The following is a 19,964-nucleotide window of genomic DNA, read 5'->3' on the forward strand; positions in this document are numbered from 1 at the left end:
AAAAGCCCGATAAACACTATCTTAAAATGATTAGAACCAAAATGAGCACGTGAACATTTGACAATGAGCACGTTAACATCCGGCTGGGATGTATAGAAACAAAACAACTTCAAACAGCCGCGAACGGTTGTATTTGTTCGGTAAGCGGTTTTGATTGACAGAAGTTTTCATGTTGTGGTATATGGCTCGGGTATCATGAGCACGTTATCAATGTATGTACGATGCGCCATGGGCGCGGGGAATAGTTGGGAAGCAGGTTAGCGTGGAAGGCATGGCTCAGCAGACAAGGAATGGTCATTCGGCGAGCGCGGCAGAAGTTGCGGCGCTCGCTGGCGTGAGCCGCCAGACTGTGTCTCGCGTGGTCAACGGTATGCCCAACGTGACGGAAAAGACGCGCAAGCGTGTGCTGGCCGCCATGGAAGAGCTGGGCTTTCGTCCCAATTTTGCTGGAGCGGCGTTGCGCGGCGGGTCGTATCGTTCTATTGGCCTGTGCATGTACAACATCACACGTGTCGGTAACCTGGCGACGCTCGAGGGTATCATGCAAGCGGCGCGCGAGCACGATTTTGCCGTCACTATGATCGAGATGGGCGGCGACAAGCCCTATACACTTGCCGATGCCTCGCGCCGCATGGTCGAGCGACCCGTCGACGGCATGATTCTCAACATGAACCGCATGGCTCCCGATTTTGAGGAGTTTGTTCCCCAGCCGGGAGTGCGAACGGTCATCCTGTCCATGTATGCGCATCCGCGCTGCACGACGATCGACTCCGACCAGTATGGTTCGTGCGAGCTGTTGACCAATTATCTGCTGGAACATGGTCACTCGAATATGCGGTTTGTGGCGGGTCCGGAAAACTCGATTTCCTCGCGTTTTCGTGAGGCCGGTTGGCGCGATACGCTGGGTCGTGCTCATGTCGATGCCGCTCCGATGCTGCGTGGCGATTGGAGTGCGGACAGTGGGTACGCCATGGGCGAGCGGATTGCGGCCGAGGTGCTTGCCGGCGGGTCGCAGGCGCCGACTGCCGTGCTTGCGGCAAATGACCAGATGGCGCTGGGCGTTATCGCCGCGCTCGAGAACGCGGGCCTGTCCGTGCCCGACGACGTGAGCGTGGTTGGTATCGACGACGCACTCGAGGGACTTGTTCCTCACAATCGACTGACGACGCTGCGATTTGATTTGCGCGGTGTCGGTAAGCTTGCGTTTGAGGCGGCGATTGGAGAGAGCTCGTCTATCGAGGCGATTCATGTGCCGAGTACGCTGGTCGAACGCTCGACTGTTAGGGACATACGGGGTTAGGTCCTACTCCGTTTGTCTCGATTTGTAACAGGTAGACGGTCAAAAGCGGGCTACGTGTTACAGATTTAGATTCTTCGGAAAGAGCAATCCTGTTCGTCTCAATCTGTAACAGCTAGGACCAAAAAACTCGGCTAGATGTTACAGATCGAGACAAACGGCTCCCGGTCCGCCCAAACACAAAGGCCGGGGGCGGCGCGCCGTGTGACGTGCCGCCCCCGGCTGAGAAATGGGGACAAGTTATGTGAGCAGGGCAATTACGCCAACTGCAAGCCACTAGTCCAGACGACGGGTCTGCGCCACGTGCTTGTACCAGTAGGCGCTTGCCTTGGGCGTGCGCTTCTGGGTTTCAAAGTCAACGTAGAAGAAGCCGTAACGCTTGTTATAGCCATTTGTCCAGGAGAACTGGTCCTGCAGGCTCCACAGGAAGTAGCCGCCCACGTTGACGCCCACCTCCATGGCCTTAAGCAGCCAGCGCAGGTGCTGCTCGATGTAGTCGATGCGCGGCTGGTCGTCCACAAAACCGTTCTTGTAGGGGTCCTTGTAGCCCATGCCGTTTTCGGTAATGAAAATCTGCTTGTAGTTGGGGTAGCGCTGTTTAATGTAGACGAGCAGATCGAACAGACCCTCGGGATAGATGATCCAGTCCCAGTCGGTGGTGGGGATGCCGGGCTTGTTCACATGCTCACCAATACCCTTAACGCGCCAGCGGCCGGTGCCCTTCTCGCCCGTACCGTTGTGGTGCAGGTCGTTCTCGCCGTCATAGGCCTTCAGGAAACGGCACTGGTAGTTGTTGACACCCAGGTAGTCGTTGTAGAGCGCGGCCTCGCGCATGATCTCGAGATCCTCCTCGCGGATCTCGATCGTGCCTCCGGAGACGGCAGCCAGGCGGTTGGCGCACTCGAGGGTGTCGGGGGCATAGTCGCCGCGGAAGGTGGCGTCGAGCAGGAACTGGTTTTGCAGCACGTGCTCGTTGTTGGCGGCCTTGATGTCGGCGGGGTCGTTCTCGTTGAGCGGGTACTTGAACTCCAACGACTGAATGACGCCGATCTTGCCCTTAAAGCCGCCGTTGTGGAAGGCCAGCACAGCCTTGGCGTGGGCAAGCATCATGTTGTGCTCGCACTGGAAGGCCTCGGCCAGATGAGCTTTGACGCCGCCGGGGAAGGTACCCTCGATGTAGGTGTTGGAGGCGTCGGCCCAGATCTCGTTAAAGGTGAACCAATAGGTTACCTGGTCGGCGTACTCCTTAAAGCAGAAGGTGGCAAAGTCCACAAAGGCGTCGATGGTCTCGCGGTTGAGGAAGTCGCCCTTCTCAAAGAGGGGAAGCGGCGTGTCAAAGTGATGCAGCGTGACAAACGGCTCAACGTGGTGCTTGTGGCACTCGGCAAAGAGGTCGTGGTAGAACTGGACGCCCTCGGGGTTGATTTCGCCGGTGCCGTTGGGGAAGATGCGGCTCCAGGCGATGGAGAGGCGGATGCCGTTGATGCCAAACTCCTCGCACAACTCCAGGTCGACGGGGTACTGGTTGTAGAAGTCCGAAGCGGGATCGGGAGAGAAACGCCCCTGGGCCTCCAGGAAGTCGTCCCAGGCAACCTTGCCCTTACCGTGAGTGCGGGTCTCGCCCTCTACCTGGTAGGCAGCAGTGGCGCCGCCAAAGACAAAGTCCTCGGGAAACTGCGCGGGCGGGTTGGTGACGCTAGCAGGATTAACGGACATGATGATCCAATCGTCTAAATCGAAGGGCCAGCCGGCTGTTGATGGTCGACTGGCCCTGGGCGTTAGTTACTACGAGAGTTGCTCGCTTACGAAGGCGAGAGACTTATCGCCGTTCTGGGAGAGCTCGATGTACTGCTTGCCGCGGCAGGCGACGCACTTGTTGCCTACGCGCCCGCAGTCCTTCTGCAGGTCTGCCAGGTAGCTTGCGGCCTGCGGGGCCAGGACGACCAGGTCAAAGTCGGGGAGCATATCCACGTGGTTGCCATAGGCCTCGGCAGCGGTTTCGAGGTTAATGCCGCGCTCCTTGGCAGCCTTGGCCAGCGCGTTGGCGAGCAGACCCGAGGTTCCGCCACCCTGGCAGAGCACGAGCACGCGCTTGCCGTTGAGGTCGCTGGCGGTCGTTGCCTCGGCAGCGGGTGCTGCAGAAGCGGCAGGGGCGTCGGCCTTCACGGCCTCGGCTGCGGCGCCGGCGGCAACGCTCTTGGCATCGGCCTTGCCCTGGAAGGCGTCGTTGAGCTTGGCGGCCTTCTCGGCGTTCTTGGCGGCGAGCTCCTCCTGGGAGATCTCGGCCTCCTCGGCGCACTTCTGGGCGTCATAGGCACGGAAGAACGGATAGTACAGGACAAAGTCGACGACCAAGATGAGGGCGAGCATCACAAAGGCGAGCGGCTGGAAGCCCAAGCCCATGATGGTGCCGATGGGGCCGGGGACAGTCCAAGGCAGGGTGTACATAAAGCCGTTCATGCCCAAGAAGTCGATAAAGATCTTGAGGATCCAGATGTTGGCGATCGGGGCAAAGACAAACGGGACAAAGAAGACGGGGTTGAGCACGATGGGTGCGGCGAACAGCAGCGGCTCGTTGACAGCAAAGCAGACCGGGACGATGGCGGCCTTACCGACGGCGCGCATCTCCTGAGACTTGGCCAGGAAGCAGAACATAAAGACCAGGACGAGCGTGGCACCGGTGCCGCCCATGCAGACGACGAAGTACTGGGCACCCTGGGTCAGGACAGCGGAAGCGTGCTGACCGGCCTGGAACGCAGCCAGGTTGTCGGTCATGTTGGCAACGAGGGCGGCGGCGATGGCGGGCTCGACGATCGAGGGGCCGTGGACGCCCACGAACCAGAAGAGGCTCATGGCGCCGTAGATTACAGCGAGGCCGATGTAGCCGTCGGCAGCGGTGAACAGGGGCTGGAACACCTGGATGACGCCCTGGGCAAAGCAGAAGCCAAAGGCGGCGCGGAAGACGATGTCAAAGACCCAAAAGACGGTGATGCAGACGGAGAAGGGGATGATGTCCTTAAAGGTCTGCGAGATATTGGGCGGAACCTGCTCGGGCATCTTGACGGTGATGTTGCGCTTAATGAAGAACTTGTAGATGATGCCGGTCACAAACGCAGCGATGAAGGCGGTCAGCAGGCCCTTGGAACCAAGGTAGGTGGTGTTGAAGCCGCTGGCGGCGTCCGTGGCGATCGTGTCGCTCGAAAGGAGCAGGAAGCCGATGATGGCCGCGCACATGCACGAGATAAAGTTGATCTGGTTATTCTTGGGCAGGTCGCGGTTCTGCGCGTCGGCGAAGTGCTTGGCCGTGGTGGCGGCACAGGCGATGGCCAGGATGCCCATGGAGTAGTTGTAGCACTTCCACAGGGCGTTGTTGATGTCATCGGGCCAGTAGAAACCCCAGATGTTGGGGACCGAGGCTACCAGGCAGAAGATGGACGAGAAGATGATGATGGGGATGACGGAGATAAAGCCGTCGCGGATCGCCTTGAGGTACTTGTTGCGGGCGATCGCGTTGAAAAAGGGCTGGCCCTTTTCGATGATGGCGATGAGTTGCTCCATACAATGCTCCTAAGAGTCGGTGGGTTAGCAACGATGGTAGCTTTTGGCGTTCGGTTGCCAAAATGTTGACGTTGCCATTTTGCGACACAAAAAAAGACGCGAACCGGTGGTTCCTATGCCTGCGAACCATCGATTCCTTACGCGTGAACGTTTGAGCCGCCCGGTGGCTCTGTGTTTGCGCAATGGCAACGTTAACATTTGGACGACAAAAGCCGTCCGGGGAAGCGGAATTGTCGGTGAACGGTAGGTTTTGGGTGGTGAGCGTATGGTGGGGGAGGCGTTAGATATACTTGGAGGCGTTCATTTTGTCTGTTGGGATGCCCGCGATGGCATCGTTGACATAGAAAGATCGACCTATGGCCGCTGTTAAAAAATCGGTTTCCGTTAAGGACGTGGCGCGTCTCGCGGGCGTCTCGGAGCAGACGGTCTCGCGCACCGTGCACGATTCGCCCAGCGTGCGCCCCGAGACCAAGGAGCGCGTGCGTGCCGCCATGCGCGAGCTGGGGTATCGTCCAAACTTTGCCGGCCGTTCGCTGCGTCGCGGCAAGTTTAAGACCGTCGGCGTCGCCATGTTCAACATTACCGGTACCGGCAACCTCGACCGTATGGAGGGCTTTGCCGCCGCGGCCGACAAACATGGCTATGCCATCACCCTTACTAAAGTAGATGGACATCCGTATACCCTCGAGAGCGCATCGTCGCGCATGAGCGCGCTGCCGGTGGACGGCATGGTTGTGATCATGAACCGCATGCCGGCGGATTTTGGCACCTTTGAGCCGCTGCCCGGTATGCAGACGGTGCTCGTTACCATGCTGGAGCACCCGCTGTGCTCGACGGTCGATAACGACCAGTTCGATTGCTCGCGCCAGGTGGTCGAGTACTTGCTGGAGCAGGGGCACAAGACCGTGCACTTTATCTCGTGCCCCGAGCGCTCGCTTTCGGGCATGCAACGCGAGGAGGGCTGGCGTGAGACATTGCGCGCGCATGGTATTGAGCCGCCGCGACTCGTCCGTGGCGATTGGACGGCACAGAGCGGGTATGCTGCCGGTCAGGCTCTGGCGGACGATCCGACCTGTACGGCCATTTATGCTTCAAACGACGCCATGGCCTACGGCTGCATTCGCGGGCTCGAGTCGCGCGGAAAGCGCGTGCCCGAGGACGTGAGCGTGGTGGGTGTTGACGATAGTTTGGGCGATATCGTGCCCGATCGTCGCCTGACTACGGTGCGCTTTGACAACAAGCGCGTCGGCATGTGGGCGGTCGACAAGATTGCCGGCGCCGAGGGCGTTGAGTCTGGCGTGGAGCACATGCTGTTTCCGGGCGTGCTCGTCAAGGGCGATACGGTGCGCGATGTACGCTAGGGTGCGGTCCCGTTTGGGTTTCCGCTAATTGTGTTCAAGAATGTTCGGATTGGTTTAAAAACCGTTCACGGGCGAAAAACGACCGTTCATAGCTCGAAATTACGTTTTGCGCTGTTCTTTTTTGTTTGAATGTTACTGTCTCTGTCATACACAACGCAGCGCGTATGCCCGGACGCGATGCTCTCCATTGGTTCATATGTGAAAGGAACGCAATATGGCAACCAAAGAAGAAATCTCGATGGTTGGATTCGAGATTGTCGCATACGCGGGCGACGCCCAGACCGATCTGCTTGCAGCGCTCGATGCTGCTCGCGAGGGTGATTTTGAGAAGGCCGAGCAGCTGCACAAGGATGCCGGCGATGCGCTCATCGGTGCCCACGACACGCAGACCAAGCTGCTTTCGCAGGAGGCCGGCGGCGGCGAGATGGAGATGACCTTCATCATGGCCCATGCTCAGGATACTCTCATGACCACCATGATCCTGGAGAAGCAGACCCGCTTTACCATCGATGCCTATAAGCGCATCGCCGCACTCGAGGCTAAGCTCGCCTAACGAGCTCTCACAACCAAGTCCCCTTCCAAAAGCTCTGCCGCTATCCGCGGCAGGGCTTTTTCTGCACTCCTCCAAGTTGCGGTGAAATAGGGACTGAATAGGGACCGGCGGGCGCAAAACAATCCCTATTCCACCGCAACTCATCCCGAAATAGTCATTGGGGACAGTCTTGGTGCCCGTTCGTCTTGCCGTTCGGTTTTTCGCTGGGTGGGTATACTTCCTTTCACATTAAACGCCGGACTGAGGAGGTATCCAAATGCCGGATAACGGGTCAATACAAAAAAGAGACGCGCACGAGATGGCTCATGGGCGTCCTGTCCAGATAACCGAGCACACGACGGTAACCGAGCTGCAGCCCAGCCTGTCCGATGTCGTGTGCGCAAATAAAAAGCTGCAGATCGGTATCATCGTTGCGCTCGTGGTACTGGCCTTGCTGTCGGGCTTTGTGGCTCGCCCGCATTTTGCCGATACCAAGACTTGGGACTCCACCATCGAGGTTATCGATCAAAAGAAGGGCAACGTTTTGGCGCTCACGACCTCGTGCGTTGCCCTGTCTGCGGGCATCACGGCGCTGCCTGGAGATACGGGAACGCCGGTTGCCGAGCAGCTCGCACAGCTTTCAGGCAACCTCGGTATCGTGCTTGCCGTGCTCTACCTCGAGAAATATCTGCTGACTATTTTGTGGTCGGTTGGCTTGGGCATCTTAATCCCGTTTGCGTTGGCGCTCTTTGCGGTGTCGCTTGGCATTCACGGGCGCTGGAGCACGAGTGCCGTCCTGCGCCGCGTGGCGACCCGCGTGCTGGTAGTCGCCATGATCGGCATGGCGTTGGTGCCTGCAAGCGTGTGGGTATCGCAAAAGGTCGACGAGACATATCGCGTCAGCATTGAACAGGCCGAGCAAAAGGCGGCCGACGCTGCGAGTGCGGCAGATAGCGACAGCTCCAAAGCAAGCAAGAAAAAGACCGAGTCTACAGAGTCCAAAAACGTGCTCGAGCAGTTGACTGACGGGGCCTCGAGCCTGGTCACGTCGGTGACCAGCGGTGCCAAGCAGATGACCGACAAGATCGTGCAGCAGGTGACCGACCTCATCGAAGGCGTCATTGTGATGATCGTGACCTCGTGTGTGATTCCTCTACTGGTGCTCGTGGCGTTCCTATGGCTAGGACACGTGCTGCTGGGGATCGATGTCTCCGGTCCCGCGAACTATCTGATGGGTCGTTTCTTGAGTGCTCCGTCCAAACATGCCAAGAAGAGCGGGCAGTCTGAGTAGGCGGCAACGCGATCTTTGGAAGATCAACCGTAAGAAGGGCGGCCGAGACATGTTCTCGGCCGCCCTTTTGTTTGTTGAACACATGGTCACTACGTCCGTGCCAGACCAAAACGGTCAGCAATCATCCGTGAATGGTATTTGTTCAAAAAAGAACAAAGATAAACAATTAGTTGTTGCAGTTAATGTTCGAATGTGTTCAAATAAACATGAACAGTGAAGAACCGCACATTCAGATGCCCGGACCTGATCGCGATTCAACACTTCCAAACAGAAACTACGCGCCAGCGTATCTCTCAAGGAGGATGTCATGAGGGTTGTAATCGCTTCCGATGCCGACGGTATGTCGATGAAGGAGTCCATCAAGGAGATGCTCATCGCCGACGGTCACGAGGTCGTCGACTATTCCGAGACCCCTGCTGCGGACTTTGTCGATTCCGCGACCGCCGTTGCCAAGGACCTGCTGGAGCACAAGGATTCCCAGGGCTTCGCATTCGATAAGTACGGCGTCGGCTCCTATATGGCCGCCGTCAAGATCAAGGGCATGGTCGTCGCCAACATTTCCGACGAGCGTTCCGCCTACATGACCCGCGAGCACAACGGCTCGCGCATGGTCACCATGGGCCCGGGCGTTGTGGGCACCGAGGTCGCCAAGAAGATCGCCCGCGAGTTCCTGCGCGCTCAGTACGCCGGCGGCCGTCACCAGATCCGTGTCGACATGCTCAACAAGATGGCCTAACGAGAGCCACCGAGAACTCGAACTTCTACCTCAACTTGTGAATTCAGACGAAAGGACGTTCTGATGAAGAAGACCATCGCAATCGGTTGCGACCATATCGTTACGGACGAGAAGATCTATCTGGCCGACCGCCTGGAGCAGGCTGGCTACAAGGTGCTCGACTGCGGCACCTACAGCCACACCCGTACGCACTATCCCATCTATGGTAAGGCCGTGGGCGAGGCTGTTGCCAGCGGCAAGGCCGACTTTGGCGTGGCCCTGTGCGGCACCGGCATCGGCATCACCAACGCCGTCAACAAGGTTCCCGGCGCTCGCTGCGCCCTGGTTCGCGACATGACCTCTGCCCTGTATGCCCGTCGCGAGCTCAACGCCAACATCGTGGGCTTTGGCGGTAAGATCACCGGTGAGTTCCTGATGGCCGACATCATGCTTGCCTTCCTGGAGGAGCCCTACGAGAAGACCCCCGAGCACGATGCCCTGATCGCCAAGATCGACGCTTGCAATAAGGCCGACGCCGAGGCTCAGGCCGACCCGCACTTCTTTGACGAGTTCCTCGAGAAGTGGGACCGCGGCGAATACCACGACTAGTGGGGTTACGCGGTTTTGCCAAACCGCGTAACGGGTCGACGCTGCGCGGCGCTCAGGCACCCCATCTCGCCGCTCAAACCGTCGCTCGCGTACATGAAGTACGCGTCGCTCCTCTTTCGCGGCGACCTGGGGCACCTGAGCGCCGCTCGCTGACGTAGGGGGTACCAGCAGGGTTGCCGCTGTTGTTGGGAAGCGTTCTGGTTCGGCTAGCTGCTCCGATAACACGTTTGCTTGCTTGGCTTGTGTGCTTCGTTTTGGCGGTACCCGGCATTCTGCAGCTTTTCAATTGACGGCTCGCGTTTCTGTGAGGGGGCGCGGGCCGGTTTTCTATCAGCCCTATTGACTTGGCGGGCTGTCGTAAGAAAGGGAAGGCTCCTATGGAGTTTGTTCTTGATAACGGTTTGATTTGTGTGGCGTTGACCACGGCGGGCGGGTCGTTCACTTCTATTGCGGCCAACGGCCGTGAGTACCTGTGGCAGGGCGATCCGGCGGTCTGGTCGGGCCAGGCACCCATTTGCTTTCCGATTTGCGGCGGCCTTCGTGGCGGCCGCGCGATGACCATGGGCGGCCGCGAGGTCAAGCTTGCCCGCCACGGTTTTGCCCGCAAGCAGGAGTGGAAGCTCGAGGAGCAGGGCGACAGCATGGTTGCGCTGAGCCTAAGCTCTGCCGACCACGCCGAGCTGCTCGAGCAGTATCCGTATCCGTTTAAGATCGTCGCGCGCTACACGATCGATGCGGCTAAGGTGGCCGTGTCGTACGAGGTGACCAATGAGGGCACCGAGGATATGCCATTCTTTGTGGGCGGTCACCCCGGCTTTAAGTGCCCGCTCGACGAGGGCGAGTCCTATGACGATTATGAGCTTCGTTTTGAGCAGCGTGAGGCCACCGAGCTCTGTACTGCCGTTCCCTCGACTGGCCTGATTGATGTTGAGCATCGCAGCAAGAACCCCATGATCGACCAGAGCCTGCCGCTTACCCACGAACTCTTCGACTTCGCGGAGACCATCTTTGACGTGCTCGAGAGCCGCGTGGTTACGCTGACCAAGAAAACCGAGGACAAGGGCGTGCGCCTGACGTTCCCCGATATGCCATACCTGATTGTGTGGAGCAAGCCCGAGGCCGACTTTGTGGCTGTGGAACCGTGGGGTGGCCTGTCCACCTGTTCCGACGAGGACGATGTCCTGGAGCATAAGCGTGGCTGCCTGGTGGCCAAGCCGGGGGAGACTATCGCCCGCGGCTTTGGGATCGAGATCCTTTAACGAGCTATCGTATGTTTGGGGCAGCGCACATCGCGCCCCGGAAACAGGAGTTCAACATGATTCTGACCGTTACCATGAATCCGTCGATTGATACGCGCTACCAGCTCGACAAGCTGGTCATCGACGATGTTAACCGTGTGACGCCCGAAAAGACCGCTGGCGGCAAGGGCCTCAACGTGAGCCGTGTGCTGCTGCAGTTGGGCGACGATGTGCTCGCGACCGGTCTGCTCGGCGGCCACATGGGTGCCTATATGGCCGAGCTTATGGATGCCGACGGCGTCAAGAACGACTTTGTGCCCATCGCCGGTGAGACGCGCATCTGCCTGAATATCCTGCACGAGGGTAATCAGACCGAGCTGCTGGAGAGCGGCCCGCAAATCGCCCCGGCCGAGCTCGAGGCCTTTACGGCCAAGTTCGCCGAGCTTGCGGCGAAGGCGGACGTTGTGACGCTTTCGGGCTCGCTGCCGCGTGGCGTCGATGCCGGCTACTATGCCGAGCTCGTCAAGATCGCCGAGGAGGCGGGCGCCAAGGTGCTGCTCGACACCTCGGGTGCATCGCTGGAGGCAGCGCTGGAGTCCGACGCTAAGCCCGAGCTCGTAAAGCCCAACCTGACCGAGATTAACGGCCTGCTGGGTACGTCCTTTACGACCGATGATGTCGATGCCCTGCGCGAGGCGCTTGCCGCCGATGACCGTTTTGCCGGTATTCCCTGGGTTGTCGTTTCGATGGGCGCTGCCGGTTCGGTAGGCTTCCATGAAGGTCGCGCGTTCCGCGCCAAGACGCCCGCGATTGCGGCTGTGAACGCGACGGGTTCCGGCGACTCGACCATCGCTGGCTTTGCGCATGCCATTGCTGCTGGTGCCGACGATGTCACGGTGCTCAAGACCGCCAATACCTGCGGCAAGCTCAACGCCATGGATCCCAAGACCGGCCACCTGGTCATGGACCGCTGGGACGAGATCTACAGCAACGTTGAGGTCGTAGAGTTGTAGCGGTTGCGACTCCTAATAGAATGAGCGTGGATAATCTCCTGCTTTTGGTGCCCATGCGAGCTCAAAGTGGGAGATTTTCCACGCTCGAGTCATTAGTCGTTGGGGACGTTCTTGTTTGACTAGTCGTTTAAGAGCGTCCCCAATGACTGCACGCAAAAACGGCGCCCGCTGGCAATGTTGCCGGCGGGCGCCGTTGTCTTGAAGACGAAATGATCCGTTTTCCTCCGTCCCCAAGGGATCATTACAGCGAGTCGATAAAGCGCTGTTGGGCGGCGCGGCCGGCTTCGTCCCACTTAAAGACGCCGGCGTTGTCGAGCACGTGGCCAAACACCACGCCGACCTCCTCGTGCAGGATGTCGATGGCGTTCTCCGCCGTAAGCTCGTCGGCGCGGCGGGCATAGACGTCCTCGGCCCACGCGGCATGGCTGCGGCAAAGGTCGTCGCCCTCGAGCGCACTGGCAAGGTCGTAGCTGGTATCGGCTTTGGCTGCCAGCAGGTGCTCGCGGACAGCGCCGAGCTCGGGAACCAGGCGCGGCGGAAGAATAGCCAGGCCCATAACCTCGATCAGGCCGATGTTCTCCTTCTTAATGTGGTGATACTCGGCATGCGGGTGGAAAACGCCCAGCGGATGCTCGTCGGTCGTGATATTGCAGCGAAGCGCCAGGTAGGCCTCGTAAATCTCGCCGCCGGCGTTGCCGCGGGAGTCGACGCGGCGGATGACGGGCGTCACGGTGTTGTGCGCTACGCCGTCGGCCGTGTGCGCGATAACGCCCACAGACTCGTCGGTCCACTCGCGCCAGGCGAGGATAATCTTCTCGGCAGCGTCGAGCAGCTGAGCGCGGTCATGCGAGCGCAGGCGCAGCACCGAGAGCGGCCACTGCAGCACAGTGCCGGTGACCTGGTCAAAACCGGGCATGCTAAACTGCGAGACCTCGGTGGCATGCATCATGGGGAACTCGTGCGCGCCGCCCTGGAAGTGGTCGTGCGACAGAATCGAGCCGCCCACGATAGGCAGGTCGGCGTTGGAGCCGATGAAGTAATGCGGGAACAGGTCCACAAAGTCGAGCAGGCAGGTCAGGCCCTTGCGGTCGACGTGCATCGGACGATGCTCGGAGCTCATGGCAATGCAATGCTCGTTAAAGTACGCGTACGGGCTGTACTGGAAACCCCAGCGCTCGCCGTTGAGCTGGATGGGGATAATGCGCAGGTTCTGGCGAGCGGGGTGAGCGCCGCCGTCGGCTGCGGCGGAGCGTCCGGGATAGCCCTCGTTTTCGATGCAGAGCTGGCAGGCGGGATACTTCTCGCCCGTGTTCTTTGCGGCACCAGCCGCGGCGATATCGCGCGGGTCCTTCTCGGGCTTGGACAGGTTGATGGTGATCTCAAGATCGCCCCAGTTGGTGGGGGTGCTCCATTTGATGTTGCGCGCGATGGCGGCGCGGCGCACGTAGCCGGCGTCGCAGCACAGGCCGTAGAACCAGTCGGTCGCGGCGCGGGGCTCGTTGACGCCCATACGTCCGTTGAACTCCTCGTTTACAACCGAAGGCCTCGGCATGAGCGCACCCATGATGCGCATGGCGATGCGGTCGCGGCCTGACGCCGTGTCCTCGGCGGCACCGTTGGTAACGGCGGCCTCGGAAAGCGCGGCAAGCGTGCCTTCAAGATCAAAGTCGGGCAGGGTATTGGGGTGCAAGAGCGAGAGTTTCTCAACCTGGAGCGCCCAGGCCATATCGAGTGCGGGACCCGTGGCGCCGATGCACTCCAAAATGATGTTGTATGCCCAGATCCGGTCGTCCTGGCCGATCATCGATCGGTGGATGGCGTACTCGATCAGGTTCTGCGCGGCCTCTCGCACGTCAGTCATTACAGCCATGCCGCGTAAGCCCCCTTGTCAGAGATGGCGTAGTGACGGGCAGAGCCCTCGCCCAGCCAGCCGTTCATCTTGGCAATGAAGGTGTCGACCAGATCGAGCGGCACGAAGGCCTGGATGGTGCCACCAAAGCCGCCACCGTGGATACGGACGGCGCCGCGGCCGTCGAGCACGTGCTCGGCCAGCGCCAAGGCATACATGGAAGGCTGTTCAGATCCCAGCTTGGCAACGACATTCTGCAGGTACATGGCAGAGCTGGCGCCGGACTCGTGCGTCAGGACCAGGAACTGGTCAATGTCCCCGGCGTTGAGCGCTGCCCAGCGCTTGTCGACCAGGCCGTTCTCGTACCAGTAGTGAACGGCGCGCAGGCAGGCGCGGTCGCCCAGCTTGGCGCGCAGCTCAGGGAGCTTGGCGTCAAAGTCGGCAACGTCGACCTCGCACAGGCGTGCCTTGCCAAACTCGGCGGCGACGTCCTGCATCTCGCGCGGAACGGCGGCGTAGTCGTCGGTAGCTGCCACGTGGTCGGCGCCGACCTTAACGAGCACGAGCGCATAGCCGTGATCCTCAAAGTTGAGCTCGAGCTTCTGGGTTTTAGGCTGAGCCTGGTCCTCAAAGTCCATGTAGGCGAGGCCGCCCAGGCACACGGCGGCTTGGTCCATAAGACCGCAGGGCTTGCCGTAGTAGTTGTTCTCGGTTCGCTGGCTCATCTGAGCGAGCGTGACGGGCTCAATGGCGGGCGCGCCCCAGAGCGTCTCCATGGCACGGCCGTACGCGGCCTCGACGGCGGCAGAGCTGGAAAGGCCGCCGCCCGAGGGGACGGAGCAGGTAAAGGCAAAGTCGAAGCCCTGGGGCTCAACGCCCAGAGCAGCGATTTCGTGGGCCATACCGCGCACGAGGCTTGCGGACGTGCCCTTCTCGGACTCCTGGACATCCAGCGTGTCGAGCGTGATCTCAAACGTAGGATAGCCCTCGTCGGCTACGCGAACCTTGTTGGAATCGGTTGCCACGGCGATGCCGTCAACGGCGACATCGAGCGAGCCGGCGATAACGTGGCCACCCTCGTGGTCGGTGTGGTTGCCGCTGATCTCGGAGCGGCCGGGCGCGTGCACATAGAGCACCTGGCGATCGCCGATGGGGCCAAACTCCTCCTCAAACAGCTTGGTGAGCGTGGCGAGTGTCTTTTCGTCGGGGGTGGTCATGAGGGTCCTTTCCTTGGCGCATACTGACGAGTTTTCCGTCGTAGTGAGTACGTTAACAATTTGAAGCGGCATAAACTCAGCATCTACGATGCCGCACGTTACGGGCTATGTTAACGTACTCATAACACAACACTTATCACTTTTTGAGAATCTGGTAATCGGTAGAAATTCAGCCGTGAACGGTATTGCCGTATGGACTTATAAAGCAGAAGAGATGCAGATAGAAAAAGTAGAGTACGTTAACATGCGTCCGACGATAGCGGGCCTCGGCGCGGGATGTATTTCTGCCCGGGCCGGCATTCACGCTATTCAGATCCCGCAAGAGCGAAGGTGATTTTGTGGCAAGGCGCCCTTCCAACGATACAGGTACGCGTCCGGTTTCCATGGCCGACGTTGCCCGTGCTGCCGGTGTTTCGCAGCAGACGGTCTCGCGCGTTGCCAACGGCCTTCCTAACGTCAACGAGCAGACGCGCCAGCGCGTGCAAGCCGCTATGCAAGAGCTCGGCTTCCGTCCGAGTTATGCCGGTCGTTCGCTGCGCGATGGTCGTTACCATTCGGTCGGCCTGTGTGTCAACGATGTCACCAAGTTTGGCAACCTGACGATGATCGACGGCATTGCCAGCGCGGCCCGCGAGCACGGCTGCGCCATCACGCTGGTCGAGATGTCCAAGACCGAGGAGTTTTCGCTTGCCGAGGCCACGCGTCGTATGGCCGCGCTGCCCGTGGACGGTATCATCATCGGCATGAGTCGCATGGCGCCCGATTTCGAGACGTTCGATCCGTTGCCGGGCATTGGAACGGTCATCGTTACCATGTACGCGCATCCGCGCGTGACCACGGTCGATTCCGACCATTACGGCTGCTCGCTATTGCTTATGGATCACCTGTTTGAGCTGGGGCACGAGCAGATTCGTTATATCGGCGGCCCGTCCTTTTCGGTTGACGAGCAGTTTCGCCGCGCCGGCTGGCAGGATGCACTCGAGCGTAAACACATTAAGCCGCAGGCACCACTCGAGGGCGACTGGTCTGCCGACAGCGGCTACGAGGCCGCTCGGTACTTGGCTGAGCACGACCGCACCATGACGGCGATTTACGCGGCAAACGACCAGATGGCAAACGGCGCCATTGCCGCGCTGCGCGATAGCGGCTTGCGCGTGCCCGAGGACGTGAGCGTGGTGGGCGTCGATGACTCGCTCGACGACTTTGTCGCACATAACGAGCTCACGACCGTTCGATTCGATCTGCATCAGCGCGGGCGCGAGGTGTTCGAGCGCGCAGTTCCCAAGGCGGGGGCATCGGACAAAACCGTCGCCATTCGTATTCCCGGTCAGCTCATCGTTCGACACACCACGGCAGCGCCGCGCGCATAGTTTTCGCAGGTCAACGGCTCGGCGTTGCATATCAATAACAATCGGTAAGGATGCCGGCAGATAGCCGTGACTATGAAGGCGAGTGCTATGATAGACGGGTTCATTTGTCTATCTAGGAGGCTTTGCCTGATGGAGATCACCAAGGATATCCGCTACATTGGCGTTGACGATCATGACATCGACCTGTTCGAGGGCCAGTACGACGTGTCCGAGAACGGTATGGCATACAACAGCTACGTTATCTTGGGCGAGAAGATCGCTGTCGCCGATTCGGTCGATGGCGGATTTGTCGACGAGTGGCTCGGCAACCTCGAGACCGTACTCGACGGCCGCACGCCCGACTACCTGGTCATCCATCACATGGAGCCCGATCACTCCGCCGGCATCGCCGCCTTTATGGAGCGCTATCCCCAGGCGCAGATTGTGGCAAGCATGGGCGCCTTCCGCATGATGGTCAACTACTTTGGCACCGACTTCCCCGAGCGCAAGATGGTTGTCAAAGAGGGCGACGTGCTTGATCTGGGTGGCCACAGCCTGACCTTTGTCGGCGCCCCCAACGTTCACTGGCCCGAGGTACTCTTCTCCTACGAGGCTACCGACAAGGTGCTCTTTAGTGCCGACGGCTTTGGCAAGTTTGGCGCCAACGACATCGAGGATCCGGAAGGGTGGGCCTGCGAGGCGCGCCGTTACTACTTTGGCATCGTGGGCAAGTTCGGCAAGTTTGTGCAGGCCGTGCTCAAGAAGGCCGCCGACCTGGACATCCAGATCATCTGCCCGCTTCACGGCCCCGTGCTGACCGAGAACCTGGGCTACTACCTCGACACCTACAACACCTGGTCGAGCTATCAGCCCGAGGACGAGGGCATCACCATTGCCTACGCGAGCGTCTACGGCCATCTGAAGGCTGCCGTTGAGGAGCTTGCATCTGCGCTCGAGGCTCGCGGCCAGAAGGTTTCCGTCTTTGACTTGGCTCGCGACGACATGGCCGAGGCCGTTGAGGACGCGTTCCGCTATGACCGTCTGGTACTCGCTTCCATTACCTATCAGGGCGAGATCTTCCCATTCATGAGCACCTTTATCCATACGCTTGCCGAGCATGCCTACCAGAACCGTACGGTGGCGCTCGTCGAGGGCGGCTCCTGGGCGCCCGCAGCTGCCAAGATTATGACCAAGGAGCTCGAGGGTATGAAGGACATCACCCTGACGCAGAACAAGGTGACCGTCCTGGGTTCGCTCAACGACGCCTCGCGCGCTCAGATCGAGGCCCTCGCTGACGAGCTCTCCAAGTAGCGATACGTTCACGTTTAACGCTCAAACCACCACAAAGGGGACGGTGAACCTTTGTGGTGGTTTTTGTTTAAGCGCCGGCGATGAGGAGATTTGGGCGGGCGTTGTCGACGATCTCGGCGATTGAGGTGGCGACGGCGTGATCGGGGTCACGGTCCATCACGATGGCGTTGACGTCGGTCAGCTCGGCAAAGCGGTACATGCCCCGTCCGTTGACCTTGCTGGCGTCCATGAGGGCCACGCTTTGGCGGGCGGCGCCAATCATGGCCGTTTTGGTCTCAGCCATCTGGGGAAAGTCGGTGGTAAAGCCGCAGCCGGGAACGAAAGCGCCAGGGCACATGACGGCAAGATCGGCGTGGACCATTTGGAGCGCCTGCATGGTAAGTGGGCCGTACAGATAGCGATGGCCTTTGCGCAGTGCCCCGCCCAGCATGACGACATCGACTGAGGGCATGCTCTCGTCGATGTAATCGGCAATGGTAATGTCGGCCGTGATGACGGTGATGCCATCGCGCTGGTCGAGGAGCCGAACGAACTCGAGTGCCGTGGTGCCGGAGTCGACAAGCACCGTGTCGCCGTCGTTAACAAGCCTGATAGCGCTTTGGGCAATGGCTTGCTTGGCGGCAACGTTGACGTTGATGCGGCGATCCTGCGTGGAGACGGTTAAGCGTTTGTGGAGCGACACGGCGCCACCATGCGTGCGGCGCAGCTTGCCGGACTCGGCGAGCGCGTCTAGGTCGGCGCGGGCGGTAACGGAGGACACGCCAAAGGTCTGGGCGATTTCTGCTACTTGCACCGAGGCGTTATGTTCAAGCATCTCCATGATGGCGGCGCGTCGCTCATCGGCGAAAGCTCGGGTTGTTGCGTGGGCCATAGCTGCTCCATCCTCAGCCTAAATTTGCAGGAATTGTGTTGAGTCTATTTTCGTTCATTTTCTTTTTGAGCAAGTAAACGCCTTTCGATTACTTATCTTTTCTATAAAAGAAAGATGATTCGCTTGAAAACGGTAATGTCGGATAGGGGAATTTAGCCTGAATCCCTTCCGTTTGCTTTTCAAAAACGAGCGTTTTGGCCTGCGTGCCGGCGATATCTCGTACATGCGACAGATGCGATTTTCATACAATGAGCGCAGCAAAACGCAAGGTAAAACGCCTTGCGGACACGTACGCCCGATGTCCAGATGCGGGCGAGGGAGAGGAGCAAACGCTCATGGCACTTGTTACCACCGAAAAGATGCTCAAGGACGCTCAGGCCGGCCACTACGCCGTCGGCGCGTTCAACGTCGAGAACCTCGAGTTTGTTATGGCCGTTCTGGCCGCTGCCGAGGAGACCAAGTCCCCCGTCATCATGCAGACCACCCCGGGCACCATCAAGACCGCTGGTCTGGACTACTTCTACGGCATGGTCAAGGCTGCCGCCGAGCGCGCTTCCGTGCCCGTTGCCCTGCACCTCGATCACGGCGATGGCTATGACCGCTGCATGCAGGCTTTCCGCACGGGCTACACCTCCGTCATGATCGACGGTTCGCACGAGTCTTTCGAGGACAACATCGCTCTGACCAAGTCCGTCGCCGATGCTGGCCGCGCCATGGGCGTGCCCGTCGAGGCTGAGCTTGGTAAGGTTGGCGGCAAGGAGGACGACGGTCCCGCGGTTGAGGGCGAGAGCCCCTACACCGATCCGGCCGAGGCCAAGGAGTTCGTCGAGCGCACCGGCTGCACCTCTCTCGCTATTGGCGTTGGCACCAGCCACGGTGTGTACACGAGCGATCCGCACATCGAGCAGTCCGTGGTCAAGGCCATCCGCGACGCCGTCGACGTGCCGCTGGTTCTGCACGGCACCTCCGGTGTGCCCGATGAGCAGGTCGCCGAGGCTGTGAAGAACGGCATCTGCAAGGTCAACTACGCCACCGAGCTGCGTCAGGCCTACACCAAGGGCTTCATGGCCTACATGGCCGAGAATCCTGCCTGCTTCGACCCCAAGAAGCCGGCCAAGGAGGGTATGCGTGAGATCACCGAGCTGGTTAAGATCCGCATGACCAACCTCAACTCTGTGGGCAAAGCAGAGTAACAGCAAGGGCACTCCGACTCGCTACATATCCCGGGGAGGGACGAGGGCTTAGTTCCCCAATCGTCCTCGGGCATGCAAAAAGCCTCGCTGCGCACTTCGTGCGGCGAGGCTTTTTGCCCCCTGCGGAAAGATTGGGGAACTAAGCCCTCATCCCTCCCAGGTTGACCTACTCGAGGTCGTCGCCCTTGTGGTGTTGGGGCTGAAAGGGTGGGACGCGTGGGTTATTTGGTTGTTAGGGTTAGTAGGTCGTTGGGGGTTTTGAGGTTGTAGGTGGCGTTTGGGATATCTTGGTGTGATCCCCATGCTGCTCGGGCAAAACTGACCCCTGCTGAAGTTGCGCATTGTTCGTCGTAGACGGTGTCGCCAACGTAGACGACGTTGCCAGGATTCGCGTCCGCACGTCGGAGATATTCGAGCATGGGTGCGGGTGCGGGTTTATGTTCGGTTGTGTCTTCGACAAGGATGATGTGCTCAAAATACTTATCGAAACCAAGGGGTGCAATTTCTTTGGCTCTGTTAGACCAAATTTGACACGATCGGCTGTTCGTCGAACCGGGAAA

General features: G+C 59.6%; 17 protein-coding genes. 11 read left to right on the plus strand and 6 right to left on the minus strand.

The features are described 5' to 3' along the window. Nucleotides 1-271 precede the first annotated feature (271 nt). Nucleotides 272-1,300: a LacI family DNA-binding transcriptional regulator gene (locus DXD77_RS08655; RefSeq protein WP_055310566.1), complete on the plus strand. Its 1,029-nt coding sequence runs from the start codon at nucleotides 272-274 to the stop codon at nucleotides 1,298-1,300. Nucleotides 1,301-1,573: 273 nt separating this feature from the next. On the opposite strand, the gene lacG is transcribed toward DXD77_RS08655, so the two are convergent. Beyond that, on the minus strand, nucleotides 1,574-3,013 hold the full coding sequence (gene lacG / locus DXD77_RS08660) for a 6-phospho-beta-galactosidase (protein ID WP_117648442.1): 1,440 nt from the start codon (nucleotides 3,011-3,013) through the stop codon (nucleotides 1,574-1,576). 69 nt (nucleotides 3,014-3,082) lie between these two features. Beyond that, nucleotides 3,083-4,855 carry a lactose/cellobiose PTS transporter subunit IIB gene (locus tag DXD77_RS08665; protein WP_117648443.1) on the minus strand — a complete coding sequence of 591 codons (1,773 nt, stop codon included), beginning with the start codon at nucleotides 4,853-4,855 and terminating at the stop codon, nucleotides 3,083-3,085. 356 nt (nucleotides 4,856-5,211) lie between these two features. Between DXD77_RS08665 and DXD77_RS08670 the strand changes: the two genes are divergently transcribed. The 7 genes from DXD77_RS08670 to DXD77_RS08700 all read left to right on the plus strand — a co-directional run bounded on the left by DXD77_RS08670 (nucleotide 5,212) and on the right by DXD77_RS08700 (nucleotide 11,614). Then, entirely contained in the window at nucleotides 5,212-6,216 is a 1,005-nt protein-coding gene (locus DXD77_RS08670; protein ID WP_117648444.1) for a LacI family DNA-binding transcriptional regulator, read from the plus strand. A gap of 214 nt (nucleotides 6,217-6,430) precedes the next feature. Then, complete coding sequence (locus tag DXD77_RS08675) at nucleotides 6,431-6,769, plus strand: PTS lactose/cellobiose transporter subunit IIA (RefSeq protein WP_117648445.1); 339 nt, start codon at nucleotides 6,431-6,433, stop codon at nucleotides 6,767-6,769. A gap of 298 nt (nucleotides 6,770-7,067) precedes the next feature. Further along, nucleotides 7,068-8,039, plus strand: a complete 972-nt coding sequence (locus DXD77_RS08680; RefSeq protein WP_117648446.1) for a hypothetical protein — start codon at nucleotides 7,068-7,070, stop codon at nucleotides 8,037-8,039. A gap of 307 nt (nucleotides 8,040-8,346) precedes the next feature. Further along, a complete protein-coding gene (gene lacA / locus DXD77_RS08685; protein ID WP_006234830.1) occupies nucleotides 8,347-8,775 on the plus strand; it encodes a galactose-6-phosphate isomerase subunit LacA in 429 nt (142 codons plus the stop codon). 63 nt (nucleotides 8,776-8,838) lie between these two features. After that, nucleotides 8,839-9,363, plus strand: coding sequence for a galactose-6-phosphate isomerase subunit LacB (gene lacB, locus DXD77_RS08690; protein WP_006234831.1), 525 nt, complete (start codon nucleotides 8,839-8,841; stop codon nucleotides 9,361-9,363). A gap of 377 nt (nucleotides 9,364-9,740) precedes the next feature. Further along, nucleotides 9,741-10,622 carry an aldose 1-epimerase family protein gene (locus DXD77_RS08695; protein ID WP_117648447.1) on the plus strand — a complete coding sequence of 294 codons (882 nt, stop codon included), beginning with the start codon at nucleotides 9,741-9,743 and terminating at the stop codon, nucleotides 10,620-10,622. Between the two features lie 56 nt (nucleotides 10,623-10,678). Beyond that, entirely contained in the window at nucleotides 10,679-11,614 is a 936-nt protein-coding gene (locus DXD77_RS08700; RefSeq protein WP_117648448.1) for a hexose kinase, read from the plus strand. A gap of 241 nt (nucleotides 11,615-11,855) precedes the next feature. Here DXD77_RS08700 and DXD77_RS08705 read toward each other — a convergent pair whose 3' ends face one another. Both DXD77_RS08705 and DXD77_RS08710 read right to left on the minus strand, forming a co-directional pair. Beyond that, nucleotides 11,856-13,484 (minus strand): UDP-glucose--hexose-1-phosphate uridylyltransferase, encoded by a 1,629-nt coding sequence (locus tag DXD77_RS08705; protein WP_233506783.1) that lies wholly within the window; start codon nucleotides 13,482-13,484, stop codon nucleotides 11,856-11,858. Next, nucleotides 13,475-14,680, minus strand: coding sequence for a galactokinase family protein (locus DXD77_RS08710; protein ID WP_117648450.1), 1,206 nt, complete (start codon nucleotides 14,678-14,680; stop codon nucleotides 13,475-13,477). Before DXD77_RS08710 ends, DXD77_RS08705 begins: the two co-directional genes overlap by 10 nt. 383 nt (nucleotides 14,681-15,063) lie before the next feature. On the opposite strand from DXD77_RS08710, the gene DXD77_RS08715 reads away from it, so the two are divergent. Both DXD77_RS08715 and DXD77_RS08720 read left to right on the plus strand, forming a co-directional pair. Then, entirely contained in the window at nucleotides 15,064-16,050 is a 987-nt protein-coding gene (locus DXD77_RS08715) for a LacI family DNA-binding transcriptional regulator (RefSeq protein ID WP_117648451.1), read from the plus strand. A 129-nt stretch (nucleotides 16,051-16,179) separates the two neighbouring features. Next, nucleotides 16,180-17,340, plus strand: coding sequence for an FprA family A-type flavoprotein (locus DXD77_RS08720; RefSeq protein ID WP_187361794.1), 1,161 nt, complete (start codon nucleotides 16,180-16,182; stop codon nucleotides 17,338-17,340). A gap of 67 nt (nucleotides 17,341-17,407) precedes the next feature. On the opposite strand, the gene DXD77_RS08725 is transcribed toward DXD77_RS08720, so the two are convergent. Beyond that, the gene (locus tag DXD77_RS08725) at nucleotides 17,408-18,211 is read right to left on the minus strand and encodes a DeoR/GlpR family DNA-binding transcription regulator (RefSeq protein WP_117648453.1); all 804 of its coding nucleotides are present in this window, start codon (nucleotides 18,209-18,211) and stop codon (nucleotides 17,408-17,410) included. Between the two features lie 335 nt (nucleotides 18,212-18,546). Here DXD77_RS08725 and DXD77_RS08730 point away from each other — a divergent pair, with 335 nt between their 5' ends. Further along, nucleotides 18,547-19,404, plus strand: a complete 858-nt coding sequence (locus DXD77_RS08730) for a class II fructose-bisphosphate aldolase (protein ID WP_022095149.1) — start codon at nucleotides 18,547-18,549, stop codon at nucleotides 19,402-19,404. 221 nt (nucleotides 19,405-19,625) lie between these two features. On the opposite strand, the gene DXD77_RS08735 is transcribed toward DXD77_RS08730, so the two are convergent. Next, nucleotides 19,626-19,964 (minus strand): HAD family hydrolase (locus DXD77_RS08735; protein ID WP_117648454.1); only part of this gene is annotated, 339 nt, incomplete at its 5' end.

Source organism: Collinsella sp. TM09-10AT (genome assembly GCF_003436275.1).
In the GTDB taxonomy this organism is placed as follows: Bacteria; Actinomycetota; Coriobacteriia; order Coriobacteriales; family Coriobacteriaceae; genus Collinsella.